Here is a 17,038-nt window from a genome sequence, read left to right as displayed (position 1 = left end):
ACCTACTGGTGCGTCAAGGTCCTGCCGGTGGAGGCGCGGCCACCGGCAGGACCTTTCGGAACGCTCGCTCCCGAGGAGACGGGACTGCCGCTCGAACCCCGAGGAGAGTTACTCGAGCGAGCAGGTGGCGAAGCGCTCCAGCCCTTGGGGCCGCGCCTCCACGCGGCCGATGGCGAGCGCGATCCGGTCCAGCGCGGCGGCGCGCTTGCTCGCCAGCGGACCGAGGATCGCGTTCTGCACGAAGTTCGGCCCGCCCTGGCCCGCGGACGTGCGGAGCCGCTCGTTGGCCTCCGCCAGTTGCTTGCCCAGGTTGGCGATCTCGCGGTCGACCTCCGCCCGCGCCGCCGCGGGAACGTTCTGCACCACGGGTGACGGGCACTCGATGGTCCCGGCCGCGACCGGCGCGGCCGACCCGGTGGAGCCCGCGGGGGACGTCCGGGACGTGGCCGGCGGCGCGGACACGGCCGGCGCTTGACCGAGGCCGCAGGTCGCGAACCTCTCCAGCCCCTCCGGCTTGGTGGCGACCCGGCCGATGGCGGTCTCGATGCGGTTCAGCGCCGCGACCCGCTTGCTCGCCAGCGGACCGAGGATCGCGTTCTGCACGAAGTCGGGCCCGCCCTCGCCGGCCGAGGCGCGGAGCCGCTCGTCGGCCTCGGCGATCTGCTTGTCGAGGTTGGCGAGCTCCCGCTGCACCTCGACCTGCGCCGCGGCGGGCACCGCCGCGACGACGGGCTGCGGGCACGCGATCGAGCCGGTCGCGGTCTCCCCTCCGGCGAAGGCGACGGCGGCCGTCACCGCGGTCAGGGTCGCCGCGACGGCGACTCCGGCGACGATGACCCGCTTGCTCCGTTGCGGTCGTGCATGCGCTCTCGACATCTTCGAACCTCACGAGTAGGGGACGTTGCTGCCGGCACAACGGGATACGGACCGGAAAGGTAAAGGGTTCAACTACTTGTGAGCGTTCACAGCCGATGGCATGCTCTCGCTTCATTCCGCCGCAGTCAGCACCTGCGAAGAATCCGGGGAACAGCCATGCCGTCGGCAGACAGAGTCGTCCACGAACAGATCCCGCTGCGCGTCCGCGGGGTCAACGTCAAGGTCGCGTCGGTGCGCCGGGGAGGCACCGACGCCCCGGTGGTCTTCCTGCACGGGTTCGGCACGAGCAAGGAGGACTACCTCGACGTCAACCAGCGGCACGACTTCGCCGGACGCCCGTTCCTCGCCTACGACGCACCGGGTTGCGGCGCAACGGAGTGCGCCGACCTCGGTGAGGTCGACCTGCCGTTCCTCGCCGACACCGCCCGCACCGTGCTCGACCGCGCGGGCATCGGCCGGTTCCACGTCGTCGGGCACTCGAGCGGCGCGCTGACGGCTTTGCTGCTCGCGCACCAGGAACCGGGCCGCGTGCTGAGCTTCGTGAACATCAAGGGCATCCTCGCGCCGGAGGACTGCGTGCTCAGCCGGGAGGCGCTGACGCACCGCGATCCCGGCGAGCACCTGTTCCAGCTCGCCGAGAGCTGCCGCGACTCGCCCTGCTACGGCGGCGGCCTGTTCGCGGCGAACCTGCCGAACAAGGTGCGGCGCGGCGCCGTGGCCACGCTGTTCCGCTCGATGGTCGAGCTCGCCGACCACGGCGACCTGCTGCCGAAGTTCCTGTCACTGCCGTGCCCGCGGCTGTTCGTCTACGGCGAGCAGTGCGCCGGGCTCTCCTACCTGCCGCTGCTCGACGCGAACGGGGTGGAGCTCGCGGAGATCCCGCACAGCGGACATCTCCCGATGTACTCCAACCCCGTCGCCACGTGGCGGCAGATAGCCGAGTTCCACGCCCGTCAGTTGATCCCGGCCGCCAGGCGGTGGTAGGCGGCGTTCCAGCGCAACCGGTCGGCGAACGACGCGGGGGTCGTCGCGGAGTCGATCAGCACCAGCTCCGTGGCGGCCATCTGCGCGAAGTCGCGCAGCACCTCGGCCCCGACGGCCTGCGTCATCACCGTGTGGTGCGGGCCGCCCGCCGTGAGCCAGCACTCCGCGGACGTCGAGAGCGACGGCTCCGGCTTCCACACGGCCCGCGCGACCGGCAGCTTCGGCAGCGGCTCGTCCGGCGGGACGACCGTGACCTCGTTGGCCACCAGGCGGAACCGGTCGCCCATGTCGGCGAGCCCGACCACGACGGCGGGTCCGGACGCGGCGTCGAACACCAGCCGCACCGGGTCCTCGCGGTCGCCGATGCCCAGCGGGTGGATCTCGCAGGACGGCTGGGAGGCGGCGATCGTCGGGCAGACCTCCAGCATGTGCGCGCCGAGGATCTTCGGCTCGCCGGGCCCGAAGTGGTAGGTGTAGTCCTCCATGAACGACGTGCCGCGGCCCGTGCCGGTGCCCATCGCCTTCACCGCCGCGAGCAGCGCCGAGGTCTTCCAGTCGCCCTCACCGCCGAAGCCGTAGCCGTCGGCCATCAGCCGTTGCACGGCGAGACCCGGCAGCTGCCGCAACCCGCCCAGGTCCTGGAAGTTCGTCGTGAACGCGCCGAACCCGCCGTCGTCCAGGAAGGACCGCAGACCGATCTCGATGCGGGCGGCGTAGCGCAGCGACTCGTGCCGCTCTCCCCCGCGCGCCAGCTCCGGGCTGAGGCGGTAGGCCTCGGCGTAGTCGGCGACGAGCAGGTCGATGCCGGCGTCGGGCACCTCGTCGACGACGGCGACGAGGTCGTTGACGCCGTAGGTGTTGACGGAGACGCCGAACCGCAGCTCCGCCTCGACCTTGTCGCCCTCGGTCACCGCGACGTCGCGCATGTTGTCGCCGAACCGGGCGAGCCGCAGCCCGCGCAGGTGCGCCACGCCGGCCGCCGCGCGCGCCCAGCCGTCGATCCGCTCGGCCACCACGGGATCGCTCGCGTGGCCCGCGACGGTCTTGCGCGCCACCCCGATCCTGGTCTGCACGTAGGCGAACTCGCGGTCACCGTGCGCGGCCTGGTTGAGGTTCATGAAGTCCATGTCGATCGTGGACCACGGCAGCGCCTCGTTGAGCTGCGTGTGCAGGTGCAGCAACGGCTTGCGCAGCAGGTCCAGACCGGTGATCCACATCTTCGCCGGGGAGAAGGTGTGCATCCACGCGATCACGCCGACGCAGGACGGGTCGTTGTTCGCCTCCTGCATCACCGACCGGATCGCGCCGGAGTCGGTCAGGACCGGCTTCCACACGATCTCCGCGCTGATCCGGCCGGAGTCCGAGAGCATCCGCTGGATCTGCTGGGACTGGGCCGCGACCTGGTCGAGCGTCTCGGGGCCGTAGAGGTGCTGGCTGCCGGTGAGGAACCAGATCTGGGGCTTGTCCGGCATGTGCTCTCCTTCTGGGCTCACTGGCCGTAAACGTTCTGGTAGCGCTCGTAGAGCCGGTCGACGTCCTGCTGGTCGATCACGTCCGGCTTGCCGAGCTGGAGTGCGAAGTGGACGGTGCGGGCGACGTCCTCGAGCAGCACCGCGGCCTTCACGGCCGCCTTCGCCGTCGCACCGACGGTGAACGGGCCGTGGTTGCGCATCAGCACGGCCTTGGACCGGCTGGTGCGCAGCGTCTCCACGATGCCCTTGCCGATCGAGTCGTCGCCGATCAGCGCGAACGGCCCGACCGGGATGTCGCCGCCGAACTCGTCGGCGATCATCGTGAGCACGCACGGGATGGGCTCCCCGCGCGCCGCCCACGCCGTCGCGTAAGGGGAATGCGTGTGCACAACTCCGCCGACGTCCGGCATGTGCCGGTACACGTACGCGTGCGCGGCCGTGTCGCTCGACGGCGCCAGCTCACCCTCGACGAGCTTGCCGTGCAGGTCCGTCACGACCATCGCGTGAGGACCCAGCTCGTCGTAGGAGACACCGGACGGCTTGATCACCATCAGGTCCTGGTCGGGCACGCGGGCCGACACGTTGCCGGCCGTCCAGCTCACCAGCTCGTAGCGGGTCAGCTCGCGGTGCAGCTCGGCGACCGTGCGCCGCAGCTCTGCCGTGGCGGACATCAGCTCTTCCCCTCCAGGGCGTCGCGGCGGTATCCCCGCAGGCGGTGCATGACGTCGTTGGCGCCGCGGCCGAAGTAGTCGTGCAGCTCGAGGTAGTCGAGGAACAGCCGTTCGTACGCCTCGACGTTCTTCTGGACGGGCGTGAAGACGTTGCGCCGCACCGACCCCATCGCGGCCGCGGCTTCGCGGATGTCGCTGTACCCACCCGCGGCGACCGCGGCGTGCATCGCCGAGCCGAGCGCCGGTCCCTGCGCCGACCCGATCACCGACAGCGGCAGGTTCACGACGTCGGCGTAGATCTGCATGAGCAACGGGTTCTTGGTGAGGCCGCCCGCGATCACGAGCTCGGTCACCGGCACGCCCGCGTCGGTGAAGGTGTCGATGATGACCCGCGTGCCGAACGCCGTCGCCTCCAGCAGCGCGCGGTAGACGTCCTCGGCCTTCGTGGCGAGCGTCTGGCCGACGACCACGCCGGACAGCTCGTGGTCGACGAGCACGGACCTGTTGCCGCTGTGCCAGTCGAGCGCGACGAGCCCGTGCTCGCCGACTTCCTGCCGTGCGGCCAGTTCCGAGAGCAGCTCGTGCACGGTGATGCCGCGTTCGGCCGCCTGCTCGTGGTACGCGGGCGGCACCTGGTTGCGCAGGAACCACGCGAAGATGTCGCCGACACCGCTCTGCCCGGCCTCGTAGCCCCACAGCCCCGGGATGATGCCGCCGTCGACGACGCCGCACATGCCGGGAACGTCGCGCAGCACGTCGCCGCTCATCACGTGGCACGTGGAGGTGCCCATGATCGCGACCATCTGCCCCGGCTCCACCGCCTGTGCGGCGGGCGCGGTGACATGGGCGTCGACGTTGCCGACCGCGACCGCGATGCCCTCCTTCAGACCCGTCCACCCCGCGGCCTGCGCGGTCAGGGATCCGGCCCTGTCGCCCAGCGCGGACAGCGGGTGGTCGAGCTTGTCGGCGACGAACCGCGCGAACTCCGGGTTGAGCTCCTTCAGGAACTCCTCGCCCGGGTACTGGCCGTCCTGGAGGATGCCCTTGTACCCGGCGGTGCACGCGTTGCGCGTGTAGGTGCCGGTGAGCTGCCAGATGATCCAGTCCGCGGCCTCGACCCAGTGCTCCATCGCCGCGTAGACCTCAGGCGCCTCCTCCAGCACCTGCAAGCCCTTGGCGAACTCCCACTCGCTCGAGATGAGCCCGCCGTAGCGGGCGAGCCACGGCTCCTTGCGCTGCCGCGCGAGCTCGTTGATGCGGTCGGCCTGCGGCTGGGCGGCGTGGTGGCGCCAGAGCTTGATGTAGGCGTGCGGGTTCTCCGCGAACTCGGGCAGGTCGCACAGCGGGGTCCCGTCGGCGGTGACCGGCACCATCGTGCACGCCGTGAAGTCGGTGCCGATGCCGACCACCTGGTCCGCCGAGATGCCGGCCGCTTCGACGGCCTGCGGGACGGCGGTGCGCAGGACGTCGAGGTAGTCGGATGGGACCTGCAACGCCCACTCCGGTGGCAACGGCCGGTCGGTGGCGGGCAGAACCTGGTCCACCACTCCGTGGCGGTAGTCGTGCACGGCGGTCCCGAGCTCGGCACCGTCACGGACGCGCACGACCACAGCGCGGCCGGACAGCGTGCCGAAGTCGACACCCACCACACACGCGTCGCGGTCGATCGTCATGTCAGTCACGACCTGAGTGTTATCGCTAACATTCCGCGAGTCAAGATGCGCCCGATACATCGTGATTTCCCTGGGAGCGGCCGAAATGTGTTACGGGTGAGCGCACGACAACACAGCGGTGCCGCAGACACGGCGGACGGGGCTCGCGGACGAGGGCCGGCTCGTGGGGAGCCGAAGGGTGCGGACTGGTCGCGTGACCTGCTGAGGAGGTCCTGTGGCGAGCGGGGGCGAGCACGGGAGAGGACGGCGGGCGGCGCCGCGAGCAGTCGTGGAAAGGCACGACGGCGGCGGGTGGTCACCAGATCTCCCGCAGAAGGCCTTGCCGTAGTCGTTGCCGCTCGGGTCGAGCAGCGACACCGCCCGGTCCAGCCGCGCCGGCGCCTGGTGGCAGAGGTGGAGCAGGTCGGCGGTGCCGCATTCCGCAGAAGCCGACCGCCGGTCATGCCCCCCGCGCCGACACATCGTGGTGAAGGTGGACCAGGTCGGCGGTGCCGCCTCAGCAAGAAGCCGACGGCCAGTCACACGCCCCCGCGCGAAGCGGGCGAGGCCGAGGCGCACGGCGTTCGCCGCTGCCGGCATGCCATCGCCTCACCGGTGCCTCTGGCGCGGGACGTCCCCCGGCCTATGTCGCGGCGTTCCACCGCACCGCCGCCCCACCGACGTCCGGCGGGAGCGGCGGCTCCACTCCCACGGCCTGCCCGCGGACTACTTGGGCGGCGGCGCCACGCTCTCCCGCGACACCAGCATCGGCGCGATCGTCCGCTGCGGCCGTGTCGTCTCCCCGTCGCTCACCTGCTCCAGCAACAGCCCGAGCGTCTCCCGCGCCACCGCGGCGAAGTCCGGGCGGACGGTGGTGAGCGGCGGGATGAAGTACGCCGCCTCGGGCACGTCGTCGAAGCCCACGACGCTCACGTCGCGCGGGACGCTCCTGCCCCGTTCGCTCATCGCCCGCAGCACGCCGAGGGCGAGGTGGTCGTTCGAGCAGAAGACGGCGGTGACCTCGGGCATGCGGGCCAGCATCTGGCCGGCGCGGTAGCCCGAGGCGGCGCTCCAGTCCGCCGCCACCACCGGGGGGACCTCGGCGCTCGCCGTGTCGAGGGCCTGGCGCCAGCCCTCGACCCTGCCCGCCGCGTCGAACCAGTCGGCGGGGCCGGAGACGTGCCAGACCGTCTCGTGGCCCGCCTTGAGCAGGTGCATGGTCGCCTCGAAGGCTCCCCTGGCCTGGTCGACGGTGACCAGCGGGGTCGGGCGGTCCGGATCGCCGTCGACGGTCACGAGCGGGACGCCCGCCGGGACGTCGGCCAGGGCGTCGGCGGCCGAGGAGGTCGGGGCGATCACGACGATGCCGGCCACGCGCTGGTCGCGGTGGCGTTCGACGGCCGCGGCGATCGAGCCGCGGTCGAGCACCTTCACCCTGCCGACGCTGACGGCGAAGCCGGCCTGGCCCGCCGCCTCCTCGAAGGCCGACAGCAGCGAGGCCGGGCCGTACAGCGTCGAGTTCTGCGCCACCACGCCGATGAGCTGCGTTTTGCCGGTGACGAGGGCGCGGGCGGCGCGGTTGGGCCGGTAGTCCAGCTCCTTGATGGCCGCCTGCACCCTCAGCCGGGTCTGCTCGCGCACGTTGGGGTGGTTGTTGAGCACACGCGAGACCGTCTGGTGCGACACCCCGGCGAGTCGTGCGACATCGGTCATCGCGGGGTCACGCGAGGTCTTCTCCACTGGCGGTCTCCGATCCTTGATCTGCGCCGGTGATGTTAGCGATAACACCAGGTCGGCTTCGATGCAGTGCTCATTGTCCACTCATTCGAGCCGGAATGTGGCACGTCGGCGCGCGTCGCGGTCACCGCCAGGTCTGGACAACACCAGGCGGCCGTTGTCGTGGGCCAGGTACGTGTCCGTGCCGGCCCGCAGCGAAACCGCGCTCCTGTCCGAAAGGCCGGGCAGGCGAACGAAACTCGCCGCGCGGCCGTACGCGTCGGTGTCCTCGAACGGGTCGATCGTGATCGCGTCCGGGCTCACCCGCACGTACCGGTCCGGGAAGTTCACCGACTGCAGCGCGACCGTACCGGCGCCGAGGAACCCCGGCACGAACCGGAACTGGCTGTCGGCGACGTCGCGGACGTTGCCGTCGACCCGCAACCGGTACTCGTGGTGCCGCACCACCAGCGCGGGTGCGTCCCCGGGCGACAAGCGCACGATCGGGCCGCCGCGGCCGACCGGGACGCCGAACGACGGTGTGCCGTCGGCATTCCAGTGCAGCCGCTGCACGCGGGTGTGGCGGTTCGGGTCGAACAGCGGGTCACCGGTGATGTCGCGGTAGTCGCGCGCGTGGTAGACCAGCACATCGGTCGAGCCCACCGTGGTGAACGAGTTGTGCCCCGGCCCGTACTGCGAGGTTGCCGTGTTCGTCGTGAACACCGGGTTCGGCGACTTCGTCCACGAGCGCGCGTCGAGCAGGTTCGCGTTCTCGTCGGCGGTCAGCAGGCCCATGCAGTAGCGGGCGTCGGTGGCGCTCGCGGAGAACGTCACGAACACGCGGCCGTTGCGGATCAGCACCGCGGGCCCTTCGTTCACCTTGAAGCCCTGCACCTCCCACGGCAGCGTGGGCGTCGCGATCCGCACCGGCGCCGTCTTCAGGGCCAGCGGCGAGGCCATCTCGGCGATGTAGAGGTTCGAGTTGGTGGCGATGCCGGGTTCGCTCTGCGCCCACAGGAAGTAGCGCCTGCCGCGGTGGGCGAACGTGGTCGCGTCGAGTGTGAACGTGTCCCACGCCGTCACCATCTGCCCGCGCAGCACCCAGCCGCTCTCGCGCGGGTCGGCGTTCGCGGACTCCAGCACGTAGGTGCGGATGCGGAACGGCTCGTCCTCGTCCCCGGCGGCGAAGTAGACGTACCACTTCCCGTCGATGCGGTGCAGCTCCGGCGCCCAGATGTAGCCGCCCATCGCCCCGGACGCCGGACGGCGCCAGATCGTGCGTTCCCGGGCGGACGACAGACCGTCCAGAGTGGACGCGCCGCGGATGACGACCCGGTCGTACTCGGGCACGGACCCGGTCAGGTAGTACATGCCGTCGGTCGGCGGCGTGATGAACGGGTCGGCGCGCTGCTCGACGAGCGGGTTGCGGGTGGTCAGTTCCACCTCGGGCTCGGCGGCGGCGGAGGTGGCCGGCGCGGCCGAGGCGAGCGCTCCGGTCGCGGCGAGGACGCCGCCCGTGCGCAGCAGGGATCGTCGGTTGATCACGAGCGGCTCCTGATCCGGAGGAACGTGACGGAGTTCGGCGGGAAGGTGTGCGTGAAGCTGCTCGCGACCCCGACCTGCTCGTGGCGGGCCCGAATCGGCTGGGCGAACTCGGTGTTCACGTCGTCGGGGCGGCCCTGCAGCACCGTCGCCCGCGCGGTGGAGGACACCGGCACGCCGAGGTCGACGCGGGTGCGGGCGGCGTTGTCCTGGGCGTTGACGACCTTGACGATCAGCTCGCCGGTGGTGAGGTCGCGGGTGACGACCTGGCGGAACGGCTCGGCCACCTCGTCGTCGGTGAACTCGCCCCACTTCTGGCCGTCGAGGTACAGCGCGACGTGCCGCCCGCGCACCTCGACGCGCACGTCGTACGTGCGCCCGGTGTCGATGCGGGTGCCGTCGGAGACCAGCACGCTCTTGCCACCGCCGACCGCCTTCTCCACCGCGGACTGGGTGTTGTTCCAGCCGCCGAGGTTCCACCAGTAGTAGTTGCCGGTGTCCTTCACGCCGAACGCCACGAGGAAGCCCTCACGGCCGGACTGCTTGGTGGCCTTCACGTTCAGCGTGTAGTCCCGCCACGTCCTGTCCCCCGCCGTGACGAGGGTGTCCTCGGCGGCGGCGTCGGACTGGACGTAGGCGCCGTTCACGACGTTCCACGCGCCCCGGCCCGACTTGGTCCACCGGGTGTCGCCTGCGGAGAAGTCGTCGCTGAACAGCGACCGCCCGGCGGCGTCGGTGACGTTCACATCGTCGTAGGTCGCGGCCGTCGCCCACGTCGACAGCCCGATGGCGCCCGTGATCGGCTCCCGGGTGGACGGCGTGGCCGACGCGGTGCTCGGCACGACGTGGTCACCGACGTTGGTCATGAACAGCTTCTGCATCTCGTAGCTCGCCGAGCCCCACGACGCGTGGTTGTTGAACCAGATCATGTCCGGCCGCCACTGGACATAGTCCTCGTTGGCCAGCAACGGCGCGTAGGAGGCGAGCTTCACGACGTCGGCGTTGCGCTCGAGCCCGGTCATGAACGACGCCTCGCTCAGCGCGTTGAAGAACTTGTTGTCCAACGAGGCGTACTCACCGAGGAACACCTTGGGACCGTTGCGGTCATACGAGTCGTAACGGTTGTTGTTCTCCAGGAACCAGCTCGGGCTGTTGTAGTAGTGCTCGTCGACCATCTTCACGCCGGCCTGCCTGTTGAGCTGCCACAGGCGGTCGAACGTGGCACCGGTGTCGTCCGGGCCGGAGTTGCTGACGACGGTGATGTCCGGGTACCTCGCGTTGATCGCCTTGCGGAACTCGGTGAACCGCGCGAAGAACTCGTCGGGCAGGTTCTCCTCGTTGCCCACGCCGAGGTGGGTGAGCCCGAACGGCTCGGGGTGCCCCATCTCGGCGCGCTTGCGGCCCCAGGTGGAGTCGGCCGGACCGTTCGCGAACTCGATGAGGTCGAGCGTGTCCTGGACGTGCCGCTGCAGCAGCGCGGGGTCGTCGGTGGCGCGGTTCTGCCCGCAGCCGGTGACCAGGGCGGGGACGACGGGCAGCGGCATGGCGCCGATGTCCTCCGCGAACTGGAAGTACTCGTAGTAGCCGAGGCCGTAGGACTGGTTGTAGCCCCAGAAGTTCCAGTTGGTCGCGCGCTGCTCGACCGGGCCGATCGTGTCCTTCCACTGGAAGGAACGGCGGCGCTCGTAGTTCGGCGCCTCGTAGCCGTGGTGGCTGCCGGTGTTGACGATGCAGCCGCCGGGGAACCGGACGAAGCCGGGCTTCAGCGCGGCGATCTTCTCGGCGAGGTCGCGGCGCAGGCCGTGGCCCTTGAAGGTGTCCTGCGGCATCAGCGAGACCATGTCGAGGCGCAGGGTGCCGGTGCCGCCACCGGTCACCAGCAACCGGCCGGTCGTCGAGGAGGTCTTCGCGCGGACGGTGCCGGTGTAGCGGGTCCAGCCGTCGCCGCGGACGTCGATCTTCACGGGGTCGCCGAGCGGTGTGCCGGCGGGGTCGGTGATCGCGGCGGTGAGCGGGGTGCTCACCTGGTCGGTGCGCGCCCAGACCGAGAAGTCGTAGCGCTGGCCGCTCCGCACGGCGATCCCGCTGTTGTAGCCGGAGTTGATGACGCCCGCGGGCAGGCCGAGTTTCAGGTGGCGCCGGTTGCGCTCGTTCAGCCGGCCGCTGTCGTCGACGACGTCGAGCGTGCCGCTGTGCGGGGCCCACGAGGTGAGTCCGGTGTAGCTCGCGTTGTCCACAGGGTCGTACTCGAACGAGCGGTTCTGCACCAGCTCGGCGTGCAGACCACCGTCCGCGGCGCGGTTGATGTCCTCGAAGAAAACGCCGTACATCGTGTCGTCGATCGGCGCGCCCTTCTTCGTGGCGTCGACCTTCAGCGTGTAATCGGTGTCGGCGGCCGTTCCCGAGCCGGGAACGGCGACCAGGAGACTGGCCGCGAGAGCGGCGCTCAGCAGGACGTGCTTGCGGGGCACGGGATTTTCCTCCCTCACTCGGAAGTGAGCGTTAACATAGGGCTGCGAACTCGTTACGAGCAAGGCCTTGACGCAGAAGTTGTGAACGTTCACTCTTGTCCACCTGACAACCGCGGACACGCGGTGGAGCTCCGCGACACCGTCGTCACACCGGAGGAATCCCAGTGCTGAAGAAGATCACGACCGTCGCCAGCGTGGTCCTGCTGAGCGCGCTCACCGCGTGCAGCTCGGGAGGTGGTGGGGGTACTGCTCCGTCCAACGGCGGTGGCACCATCACGATGGGCTTCGCCCAGGTGGGCGCCGAGAGTGGATGGCGCACCGCCAACACCAAGTCGATCCAGGACGAGGCCAAGGCCGCCGGCATCGACCTCAAGTTCTCCGACGCGCAGCAGAAGCAGGAGAACCAGATCAAGGCGATCCGGTCCTACATCCAGCAGAAGGTGTCCGTGATCGCCTTCAGCCCGGTCGTCGAGACCGGCTGGGACACGGTGCTGCTGGAAGCCAAGCGCGCCAACATCCCGGTGATCCTCACCGACCGCTCGATCGATTCGGACGACACGTCGCTCTACAAGACGTTCCTCGGTTCGGACTTCGTGGAGGAGGGCCGCAAGGCGGGCGACTGGCTCGTCGCCAACGCGTCCGGCCCCACGACCGTGGTGGAGCTGCAGGGCACGACCGGCGCCGCGCCGGCCAACGACCGCAAGAAGGGCTTCGAGGAGAAGATCGCCGCCAAGCCCGACATCAAGGTCGTGGCCTCGCAGACCGGTGACTTCACGCGCTCCGGTGGCAAGCAGGTCATGGAGGCGTTCCTGAAGTCCCAGCCGAAGATCGACGTGGTGTACGCGCACAACGACGACATGGGCCTGGGCGCGATCGAGGCCATCAAGGCCGCGGGCAAGGTGCCCGGCAAGGACATCAAGATCATCACCGTGGACGCGGTGAAGGACGGCATGACAGCGCTCGCCAACGGCGAGATCAACTTCATCGTCGAGTGCAACCCGTTGCTGGGCAAGCAGCTGATGGACCTCGCGAAGAAGGTCGTCGCCGGTGAGGACGTGCCGGCGCGGGTCGTGACCGAGGAGGGCACGTTCACCCAGGAGCAGGCGAAGACCGCCCTGCCCCAGCGCCAGTACTGAGTTCACCCCGCAGCCCCGCGGGGCCCGTCACCCGGCGCATCCGGTGACGGGTCCCGCGGCCCACCGACGAAGGCCAGAGCCCATGACCGAGTCACCGCCCCCTGTCGTGCAGATGCGGGGCATCAGTCTCGCGTTTCCCGGCGTGAAGGCGTTGCAGGACGTCGACTTCCGGCTGTTCCCCGGCGAGGTGCACGCTCTCATGGGCGAGAACGGCGCCGGGAAGTCCACTCTCATCAAGACCCTGACCGGCGTGCACCGCCCCGACAGCGGGCAGGTCTCGCTGGCGGGTGCCGACGTGGCGTTCTCCTCCCCCGGCGAGGCGCAGCACGCCGGGATCAGCACGGTGTACCAGGAGGTCAACCTCTGCGCGAACCTCACGGTCGCGGAGAACATCCTCCTGGGCCGTGAGCCCCGGCGGTTCGGCGGTGTCGACTTCTCCGCCATGCGCAAGCGCGCCGCGGAGGTGCTGGCGCGCATCGGCGTGCACATCGACCCGGCGTCGAGCCTCGGCGAGCACCCGATCGCCGTGCAGCAGCTGGTCGCGATCGCCCGCGCCATCGCGGTCGACTGCCGCGTGCTCGTGCTCGACGAACCGACGTCCAGCCTGGACGCCGGCGAGGTCGCCGAGCTGTTCCGGATCATGCGCGTGCTGCGCGACGAGGGCGTCGCGATCCTGTTCGTGTCGCACTTCCTCGACCAGGTCTACGAGATCTCCGACCGGATGACGGTGCTGCGCAACGGAACCCTCGTCGGTGAGCACCTCACCGCGGAGGTGGACCGGCGGACGCTCATCGCGCAGATGATCGGCCGCGACCTCGGCGCGCTGGAGGCGATCGAGGACGCGGCGGAGAAGCGCAAGACCGGTGGTCCGGTGCTGGTGCAGGCGTCCGGTCTCGGCAGGAAGGGCGCGATCGAGCCGTTCGACCTCGAGATCCGCGCGGGCGAGGTCGTCGGCCTGGCCGGTCTGCTCGGCTCCGGCCGCACCGAACTGGCGCGGCTCCTCTTCGGCGCCGATCGCGCCGACTCGGGCAAGGTGCTCGTGGACGGCGCGCCGCTGCGCCTGCGCGGACCGCGGTCGGCGATCGCGGCCGGCATCGCGTTCAGCTCCGAGGACCGCAAGGGCGAGGGGCTGGTCGCGGACCTGTCGATCCGCGACAACCTGGTGCTCGCGATGCAGGCGGCGAGGGGCTGGACCCGGCCGCTGTCGCGCAGGACGAAGGACCAGCTGGTCGAGAAGTACCTGAAGGCGCTGGACATCCGTCCCGCGAACCCGGACGCGCTGGTGCGCACCCTGTCGGGCGGCAACCAGCAGAAGGTCCTGCTGGCGCGCTGGCTCGTCACCGAACCGCGGCTGCTGATCCTCGACGAGCCGACGCGCGGCATCGACATCGGCGCCAAGGCGCAGATCCAGCAGCTCGTGACGGCTCTGGCCGCCGAGGGCACCGCGGTGCTGTTCATCTCGGCGGAGCTGGAAGAGGTCGTGCGCATCGCGGACCGGATCGTGGTGCTGCGGGACCGGCGCAAGATCGCGGAGCTGGACGGGTCGGTGACCGGGGTGGACGAGGTGGTCGAGCTGATCGCCGGCGGAGCCGCGCCGGAACCCGAGAAGGTGGTGTCGTGAGCGCGCCGAGCGGGGCCACCGGTCAGCACCCCGGAGGAACCGCCGCCCACGAGAACCGAGGCGCCTTCCACCGCGCCGCCACCCGTCCCCACGCCCACCGCGGCGAACCCGTTCCCGAGAAGGTGGTGTCGTGAAGAACCGGCTCATCTGGCCGCTGGTCGCACTCGCGGCCCTGCTCCTGCTCAACCTCGTCGTGACGCCGTCGTTCTTCGCGTTGCGCATCCAGGACGGCGCCCTCTACGGCGGTCTGGTCGACGTGCTGAAGAACGGCGCGCCGACCCTGCTGATCGCGCTCGGCATGACGCTGGTGATCGCGACGCGGGGCATCGACCTGTCCGTCGGCGCGGTCGCGGCCATCGCGGGCGCGGTCTCGTGTGTCCACATCGGAACGTCGGACAGCGCCGGCACGGCGTTCGCGGGCATGGCGATGGCGCTGCTGCTCTGCGCCCTGCTGGGGCTGTGGAACGGGTTCCTGGTCGCGGGGATGGGCATCCAGCCGATCATCGCGACCCTGGTGCTGATGACGGCGGGTCGCGGCATCGCGATGCTCGTGACCGAGGGGCAGATCGTCACGGTCAACAACTCCGCCTACAAGCAGGTCGGCGCCGGGTTCGTGGTGCTGCCGGTCGCGATCCTGATCAGCCTGCTCGTGCTCGGCCTGGTGGCGTTCGTGACCCGCCGGACCGCGCTGGGCATGCTGATCGAGTCGGTCGGCGTGAACCCCGAGGCGTCGCGGCTGGCCGGGGTGCGGTCCGGCACGATCATCTGGACCGTCTACGTCTTCGCCGCGGTGTGCGCGGGCATCGCCGGGCTGATGATCAGCTCGAACGTCAGCGCGGCCGACGCCAACAACGCCGGGTTGTGGATCGAGATGGACGCGATCCTCGCGGTCGTCATCGGCGGCACCTCGCTCGCGGGCGGCCGGTACTCGCTCACCGGGACGCTGCTCGGCGCGCTGATCATCCAGACCCTCACCACGACCGTCTACACGATCGGCGTCGCCCCCGAGGTGACGCTGGTGTTCAAGGCGATCGTCGTCATCGCCGTGTGCCTCGTCCAGGCGCCGAAGGCCCGTGCCGCACTGAGCTTCCGGAAGGTGGCCGTCCCATCATGACCGCTCTCGCGCAACGGGTGCCGTCGCGGTTCCTGCCGGTGCTCGCGACCGTCGTCCTCTTCGTGCTCGCGTTCGGCGTCGGGTCGGCGCGCTACGACGGGTTCGCGTCGGGCCAGGTCGTCGCGAACCTGTTCATCGACAACGCCTTCCTGATCGTGCTCGCGGCCGGCATGACGTTCGTGATCCTCAGCGGCGGCATCGACCTGTCCGTCGGGTCGGTCGTCGCGCTGTCCACGATGGTCACGGCGTCGGGTCTGCAGGCGGGGTGGCCGGTGCCGCTCGTCATCGTCGCCGTGCTGCTGATCGGCTCGACGCTGGGCCTGCTGATGGGGCTGGTGATCCACAAGTTCGACATCCAGCCGTTCATCGTCACGCTCGCCGGCATGTTCCTCGCCCGCGGGTTGTGCTTCCTGATCAGCGTCGAGTCGGTGTCCATCAAGGACAAGACCTTCCGCGCCGTGGCCACGGCCGCGATCGAGCTGCCCGGCGGCGTCACGATCACCTACAACGTCGTGATCGCACTGCTGGTCGTCGCGGCCGCGATGTACGTGCTGCACCGCACGCGGTTCGGCCGCACGGTCTACGCGGTCGGCGGCAACGAGTCGTCCGCGCTGCTGATGGGGCTGCCGACCACCCGCGTCAAGGTGGGCGTGTACGTCATCAGCGGTCTCTGCTCGTCGCTGGCGGGTCTGCTGTTCAGCCTGTACATGCTGTCCGGCTACGGCCTGCACGCGGTCGGCATGGAGCTCGACGCCATCGCGGCCGTCGTCATCGGCGGCACGCTGCTGGCGGGCGGGGTCGGTTACGTGCTCGGCGGACTGGCCGGGGTGCTGGTGCTCGGCACGATCCAGACGCTGATCTCGTTCCAGGGCACGCTCAGCTCGTGGTGGACGAAGATCGTGATCGGCGTGCTGCTGCTGGTGTTCATCGCGGTGCAACGGACTATGGTTCGGCGGTGAGACGTACTCGCCCACTGCTGTTCGTCCTGGTCGCGGTGCTGGTGGCGGCCGTCGGCGTGGTGGTGCTGCGAGATCCGGAGGGCGTCGCGGGTACGCCGGTGGCCGATTCGGCCGCCGCCGTGCCCACGACCACCCCACCACCCCCTAGCACGACGACCACAACGGCGCCGGTCACGACGACCACCAGCCGGGCGGCGGCGTCCCCGGCCGGGAAGATCAAGCCGGGCGAGCCGCGCCAGGGCGTGGCGACGTTCTACGACTCCGACGGCGGCGGGGCGTGCTCCTACGACCCCGGCCCCGACCCGCTGACCGCCGCGATGAACGTGGCGGACTACGAGAACTCCGCCGCGTGCGGTGCGCACCTCCTCGTCCAGGCGGCCGGCAAGAGCATCACCGTGCGGGTCACGAACCTCTGCCCGGCGCCGTGCCGCTCAGGTCAGCTGGACCTGAGCGCCGAAGCGTTCGCGATGCTCGCCCCGCCGGTGCGGGGCGAGCTCCCGGTGACCTGGACCCTCGTCAGCCCGGAGACGTCCAAAACCCTCTCCCTGCGCTACAAGTCCGGGTCGAGCCGGCACTGGTGCGGCATCCAGGTCCTCGACCACCGCAACCCGGTGGCACGGCTCGAGGTGCGGGTCGGCAGCCAGTGGCGGCCACTGCCCCGCGCCGAGTACAACCACTTCCTCTCCGAGAACGGCGCGGGCTGCGGGGGTCCCGTCGCGATCACCGACCTGCACGGCGAACGCCTGGTCGTGGACGCGCTGCCGATCCGGCCCGGCGCCGTGCAGGCCACGAAGGCGCAGTTCCGCCGCGCCGGGGAATGAGAC

14 protein-coding genes are annotated in these 17,038 nt (G+C 70.4%); 7 read left to right on the top strand and 7 right to left on the bottom strand.

The genetic code is table 11. From position 1 onward, the window contains the following. Positions 1 to 108 precede the first annotated feature (108 nt). A complete protein-coding gene (locus BLQ91_RS08855) occupies positions 109 to 876 on the bottom strand; it encodes a hypothetical protein (protein ID WP_090096255.1) in 768 nt (255 codons plus the stop codon). 156 nt (positions 877 to 1,032) lie between these two features. Here BLQ91_RS08855 and BLQ91_RS08850 point away from each other — a divergent pair, with 156 nt between their 5' ends. Next, positions 1,033 to 1,860, top strand: coding sequence for an alpha/beta fold hydrolase (locus BLQ91_RS08850; protein WP_090096254.1), 828 nt, complete (start codon positions 1,033 to 1,035; stop codon positions 1,858 to 1,860). On the opposite strand, the gene araA is transcribed toward BLQ91_RS08850, so the two are convergent. The 6 genes from araA to BLQ91_RS08820 form a co-directional block, all read right to left on the bottom strand. Beyond that, complete coding sequence (gene araA, locus BLQ91_RS08845; protein WP_090096253.1) at positions 1,830 to 3,332, bottom strand: L-arabinose isomerase; 1,503 nt, start codon at positions 3,330 to 3,332, stop codon at positions 1,830 to 1,832. The two genes, BLQ91_RS08850 and araA, sit on opposite strands and share 31 nt — an antisense overlap. Before the next feature lie 17 nt (positions 3,333 to 3,349). Continuing rightward, positions 3,350 to 4,003 (bottom strand): L-ribulose-5-phosphate 4-epimerase, encoded by a 654-nt coding sequence (locus tag BLQ91_RS08840; RefSeq protein WP_090096252.1) that lies wholly within the window; start codon positions 4,001 to 4,003, stop codon positions 3,350 to 3,352. Beyond that, positions 4,003 to 5,676, bottom strand: a complete 1,674-nt coding sequence (gene araB / locus BLQ91_RS08835) for a ribulokinase (RefSeq protein WP_090096251.1) — start codon at positions 5,674 to 5,676, stop codon at positions 4,003 to 4,005. Before araB ends, BLQ91_RS08840 begins: the two co-directional genes overlap by 1 nt. 705 nt (positions 5,677 to 6,381) lie before the next feature. After that, positions 6,382 to 7,368 (bottom strand): LacI family DNA-binding transcriptional regulator, encoded by a 987-nt coding sequence (locus BLQ91_RS08830; RefSeq protein WP_090096708.1) that lies wholly within the window; start codon positions 7,366 to 7,368, stop codon positions 6,382 to 6,384. Positions 7,369 to 7,476: 108 nt separating this feature from the next. Next, positions 7,477 to 8,916 carry a family 43 glycosylhydrolase gene (locus tag BLQ91_RS08825; RefSeq protein ID WP_090096250.1) on the bottom strand — a complete coding sequence of 480 codons (1,440 nt, stop codon included), beginning with the start codon at positions 8,914 to 8,916 and terminating at the stop codon, positions 7,477 to 7,479. After that, the gene (locus tag BLQ91_RS08820) at positions 8,913 to 11,384 is read right to left on the bottom strand and encodes an alpha-L-arabinofuranosidase C-terminal domain-containing protein (RefSeq protein ID WP_218130193.1); all 2,472 of its coding nucleotides are present in this window, start codon (positions 11,382 to 11,384) and stop codon (positions 8,913 to 8,915) included. The genes BLQ91_RS08825 and BLQ91_RS08820 overlap by 4 nt, the downstream gene beginning before the upstream one ends. 158 nt (positions 11,385 to 11,542) lie before the next feature. On the opposite strand from BLQ91_RS08820, the gene BLQ91_RS08815 reads away from it, so the two are divergent. The 6 genes from BLQ91_RS08815 (at position 11,543) to BLQ91_RS08795 (ending at position 17,035) form a co-directional block, all read left to right on the top strand. After that, entirely contained in the window at positions 11,543 to 12,520 is a 978-nt protein-coding gene (locus BLQ91_RS08815) for an ABC transporter substrate-binding protein (protein ID WP_425412457.1), read from the top strand. Positions 12,521 to 12,602: 82 nt separating this feature from the next. Beyond that, the gene (locus BLQ91_RS08810) at positions 12,603 to 14,141 is read left to right on the top strand and encodes a sugar ABC transporter ATP-binding protein (protein WP_090096248.1); all 1,539 of its coding nucleotides are present in this window, start codon (positions 12,603 to 12,605) and stop codon (positions 14,139 to 14,141) included. Beyond that, positions 14,138 to 14,275 (top strand): hypothetical protein, encoded by a 138-nt coding sequence (locus BLQ91_RS41110; RefSeq protein WP_176959635.1) that lies wholly within the window; start codon positions 14,138 to 14,140, stop codon positions 14,273 to 14,275. The genes BLQ91_RS08810 and BLQ91_RS41110 overlap by 4 nt, the downstream gene beginning before the upstream one ends. Next, on the top strand, positions 14,272 to 15,255 hold the full coding sequence (locus BLQ91_RS08805) for an ABC transporter permease (protein ID WP_090096247.1): 984 nt from the start codon (positions 14,272 to 14,274) through the stop codon (positions 15,253 to 15,255). The genes BLQ91_RS41110 and BLQ91_RS08805 overlap by 4 nt, the downstream gene beginning before the upstream one ends. After that, positions 15,252 to 16,214, top strand: a complete 963-nt coding sequence (yjfF, locus tag BLQ91_RS08800; protein WP_090096246.1) for a galactofuranose ABC transporter, permease protein YjfF — start codon at positions 15,252 to 15,254, stop codon at positions 16,212 to 16,214. Before BLQ91_RS08805 ends, yjfF begins: the two co-directional genes overlap by 4 nt. Then, positions 16,211 to 17,035 carry an expansin EXLX1 family cellulose-binding protein gene (locus BLQ91_RS08795; protein ID WP_245733289.1) on the top strand — a complete coding sequence of 275 codons (825 nt, stop codon included), beginning with the start codon at positions 16,211 to 16,213 and terminating at the stop codon, positions 17,033 to 17,035. Before yjfF ends, BLQ91_RS08795 begins: the two co-directional genes overlap by 4 nt. Positions 17,036 to 17,038: the final 3 nt, after the last annotated feature.

Source organism: Lentzea jiangxiensis (genome assembly GCF_900104175.1).
Taxonomy (GTDB): Bacteria; Actinomycetota; Actinomycetes; order Mycobacteriales; family Pseudonocardiaceae; genus Lentzea; species Lentzea jiangxiensis.
Note: the sequence above shows the minus strand (reverse complement) of the source record. Positions and strands in the feature narration are given on the sequence as shown.

Coding starts and splice junctions, on each gene's coding strand:
- BLQ91_RS08855 (WP_090096255.1), bottom strand. CDS start 876: ATGTCGAGAGCGCATGCACGACCGCAACGGAGCAAGCGGGTCATCGTC.
- BLQ91_RS08850 (WP_090096254.1), top strand. CDS start 1,033: ATGCCGTCGGCAGACAGAGTCGTCCACGAACAGATCCCGCTGCGCGTC.
- araA (WP_090096253.1), bottom strand. CDS start 3,332: ATGCCGGACAAGCCCCAGATCTGGTTCCTCACCGGCAGCCAGCACCTC.
- BLQ91_RS08840 (WP_090096252.1), bottom strand. CDS start 4,003: ATGTCCGCCACGGCAGAGCTGCGGCGCACGGTCGCCGAGCTGCACCGC.
- araB (WP_090096251.1), bottom strand. CDS start 5,676: ATGACGATCGACCGCGACGCGTGTGTGGTGGGTGTCGACTTCGGCACG.
- BLQ91_RS08830 (WP_090096708.1), bottom strand. CDS start 7,368: ATGACCGATGTCGCACGACTCGCCGGGGTGTCGCACCAGACGGTCTCG.
- BLQ91_RS08810 (WP_090096248.1), top strand. CDS start 12,603: ATGACCGAGTCACCGCCCCCTGTCGTGCAGATGCGGGGCATCAGTCTC.
- yjfF (WP_090096246.1), top strand. CDS start 15,252: ATGACCGCTCTCGCGCAACGGGTGCCGTCGCGGTTCCTGCCGGTGCTC.